Source organism: Polaribacter sp. (assembly GCF_965656025.1).
Taxonomy (GTDB): domain Bacteria; phylum Bacteroidota; class Bacteroidia; order Flavobacteriales; family Flavobacteriaceae; genus Polaribacter.
In genome coordinates this window covers 1-3719 of sequence record NZ_CBFHJT010000113.1, presented here as the reverse complement: position 1 = coordinate 3719, position 3719 = coordinate 1, and the positions used below count along the sequence as shown (strand labels likewise).

General features: G+C 32.4%; 3 protein-coding genes. 2 read left to right on the top strand and 1 reads right to left on the bottom strand.

Annotated elements, in window-relative coordinates; all coding sequences use genetic code 11:
* The coding region (gene rpsP / locus ACTG3S_RS14040; RefSeq protein WP_439129959.1) for a 30S ribosomal protein S16 at positions 1-207 on the bottom strand (207 nt) is incomplete at its 3' end.
* Positions 208-674: 467 nt separating this feature from the next.
* On the opposite strand from rpsP, the gene ACTG3S_RS14035 reads away from it, so the two are divergent.
* Positions 675-1148: a ferritin-like domain-containing protein gene (locus tag ACTG3S_RS14035; protein ID WP_439129958.1), complete on the top strand. Its 474-nt coding sequence runs from the start codon at positions 675-677 to the stop codon at positions 1146-1148.
* A 143-nt stretch (positions 1149-1291) separates the two neighbouring features.
* The coding region (gene dnaE / locus ACTG3S_RS14030) for a DNA polymerase III subunit alpha (RefSeq protein ID WP_439129957.1) at positions 1292-3719 on the top strand (2428 nt) is incomplete at its 3' end.

The following is a 3719-nucleotide window of genomic DNA, read 5'->3' as shown; positions in this document are numbered from 1 at the left end:
AGTATCAGTTGGTTGTGCACCATTTTGTAACCATTTTACAGCACCATCAACATCTAAGTTAATTTCTGCAGGGTTTACATTTGGATTGTAAGTACCAATTTTTTCTAAGTATTTACCATCTCTTTTTGCACGAGCATCAGCAGCAACAATCCAATAAAATGGCTTGCCCTTTTTTCCGTGTCTTTGTAATCTGATTTTTACAGACATAATTTATTAATTTTTTAAGGTTCTCGACCTTGGTTATTAAAAATCTTACCATCTCGTGGTAAGTGGGCGCAAAAATACAAAACCTTTTTGAATCTAAAACAGTAATTTTCAATATTTTTTTGGCGTTCGAGCGGGCTTTCCACTATATCTTTTTTTTCATATCAAACCTATTTAAGCAACTTATAGATTCATACAAATTTATCATCAAGCAGCAACATCAAACTGATTTATAAAAAAAAGGATGCCGTTTCAATCCCTAACGCAATTAGCAGTTAGCAGTTAGCAGTTAGCAGTTAGCAAAAATGAAAAATTCTTAGTATTTCCAACTTTGATACTTTAAAACTTTTAGACTTTGAAACTTAAAAAAGTAAATGCGTTAACAATCAAAGCATATCAACCAAATAACCTTTTAAATAGCTTTTATATTTGTGATAGATGAAAACCAATACACATCTAAAAATAAGTTATTGAAATTTAAAAATGAAAACGATATTATGAAGTACACAGAAAAAATTTCGAATAAATTAAACGAATTATTAGAAAAAAACTACGATGCAGAAAAGGGCTACATCAATGCTGCAGAAAATGTAGATATTGCTAGTTTGAAAATATTCTTTAAAAACAGAGCTTCAGAAAGAAGTATGTTTGCAAAAGAACTAAGAACAGAAATATTATCTTATGGGCAAATTCCAGAAGATTCTGGTTCTTTTACAGGCGCAGTGCACAGAAATTGGATGTCTTTAAAATCGCTTTTTAGTGCAAAAGATGAAGCAGCTATTTTAGAAGAAGCTTTAAGAGGAGAAAAAGCAAGTTTAGATGAATATAAGGAAATTTTAACCGAAGATGCTTTTGCTCCATCCACAAGAAAAATGCTAGAAAATCAAAAACAACAAATACAAGCTGCAATTAATAGTTTAATGGTAGCAGAAGAATTGGCATAGAAATATTTTTATGTGAATTTAAAAAGTCAATCCTTAATTGGATTGACTTTTTTTTGTTGATAAGTCACAATAAATAATCAGCGAAAAATCATCAATGTTTTTGTAATTTTAACTTCCCAAATCTATCAGCAAAAACACCATTTATGTACTTAATTTTCGATACAGAAACTACAGGTTTACCCAAAAGTTGGAACGCCCCAATTACAGATACAGACAATTGGCCTAGGTGTGTACAAATTGCGTGGCAACTGCATGATAAAATGGGAAATGTTTTAGAACACAACGATTTTTTAATAAAACCAGAAGGTTTTAACATTCCTTTTGATGCAGAAAGAATTCACGGAATTTCTACAGAATTAGCAGCACAAGAAGGTATCCAATTAGACAAAGGCTTGCAATTGTTCAAGGAAGCATTGGGGAAAACAAAATTTATTGTCGGTCAAAATTTAGAATTCGACATAAATATTATGGGTTGCGAATTTCATAGATTAGGAATTGAAAACAACCTGACTTCCCTCCCAGTTTTAGATACCTGTACTGAAAAAACAGCAACAATGTGTCAAATTCCTGGTGGTCGTGGAGGAAAATTTAAACTACCAACATTAACAGAATTACACAATCATTTATTTGGAGTTGGTTTTGGTGAAGCACACAACGCCACTGCAGATGTTGAGGCAACCACACGCTGTTTTTTAGAATTAATTCGTTTAAGAGAATTTACCAAAGAAGAGTTAGACGTAGGTGATGCCTATTTTAAAAATTTCTCTGAGGCTAATCCAAAACCCATTCAGGTAATTGGTTTAAAACACATCAACCTAAAAAAGGAAAGTAATAAAATACGCAAACGTTTAGAAAAATTAAAAGACGTTGAAGACACAAAATCTACATCAGAAGGTTTAGCAGAATTAAAAGATGTAAAATTTGCACATTTACACAATCACACGCAATTTTCAGTTTTACAATCTACCATGCAAATTGGTAACATTGTAAAAGCTGCTGCTGCAGATAATATGCCCGCAATTGCCATGACAGATACTGCAAATATGATGGCCTCTTTTCATTTTGTAAGTGCTATTTTAAATCATAACAAAAGTGCAGAAAATCCTATAAAACCGATTGTTGGTTGCGAATTTAATGTCTGTGAAGATCATAAAAATAAGTCTCAAAAAGACAATGGTTATCAAGTAGTTTTATTAGCAAAAAACAAAAAAGGCTACCATAATTTAGCAAAAATGTCATCCATCGCTTTTGTAGATGGTTTTTACTACGTACCAAGAATTGACAGAGAAATCATCAAAAAATATAAAGAGGATATTATTGTTTTAACCGGTAATTTATATGGTGAAGTTCCTAGTAAAATTTTAAATCTCGGAGAACATCAAGCAGAAGAAGCTTTGCTTTGGTGGAAAGAGCAATTTCAAGACGATTTATATATCGAGCTGATGCGCCACAATCAGCAAGATGAGACGATTGTAAACGAAACTTTACTAAAATTTTCTAAAAAGCACGATATTAAAATTGTAGCCACCAATAATACCTTCTACTTAAATAAAGAAGATGCGAATGCCCACGATATTTTATTATGCGTAAAAGATGGTGAAAAACAAGCTACTCCAAAAGGAAAAGGGCGTGGTTACAGATATGGCTTGCCTAATGAGGAATATTATTTTAAGTCTACAGAAGAAATGAAAACGCTTTTTGCAGACTTGCCAGAAGCTATTATTAATATTCAAGAAATTGTAGATAAAATAGAAATATTTACATTGGCAAGAGACGTTTTATTACCTGCTTTTGATATTCCAGATGAATTTAAAGATGCTAAAGATGACGAAGATGGAGGTAAAAGAGGAGAAAATAATTTCTTAAGACATTTAACGTATGAAGGTGCCAAAAAACGTTATGGAGAAATTACAGAAGCTATTAAAGAACGTTTAGACTTTGAGTTAGAAGTTATCGAAAAAACAGGATATCCTGGTTACTTTTTAATTGTAGAAGATTTTATTAGAGAAGCCAGAAACATGGATGTTGCAGTAGGTCCAGGACGTGGTTCTGCAGCAGGTTCTGTAGTTGCCTATTGCTTGTGGATTACCAATATAGATCCTATTCAATACGATTTACTTTTTGAGCGTTTCTTAAATCCAGAACGTGTTTCTATGCCAGATATCGATATCGATTTTGATGATGAAGGTCGTGGACGTGTTATGGATTATGTAATTGATAAATATGGTGCCAATCAAGTAGCGCAAATTATTACATATGGAACCATGGCTGCAAAATCATCGATTAGAGATACAGCCAGAGTTTTAGATTTACCATTGTTTGAAGCAGATAGAATTGCAAAATTAATTCCTAACATCAAACTAAAAAATATTTTTGGTGATGATGCAAAAAGCAAAGGAAAAGTAGATGGTTTGCGTGCTGAAGAAAAAGAGTTGGTAGAAGAATTGCGCCACATTTCTTTTGGTAACGATTTGGCATCAGAAACTGTAAACAAAGCAACTATTTTAGAGGGTTCTGTTAGAAATACAGGCATACATGCTTGTGGTGTAATTATTACTCCAGGAGATATTA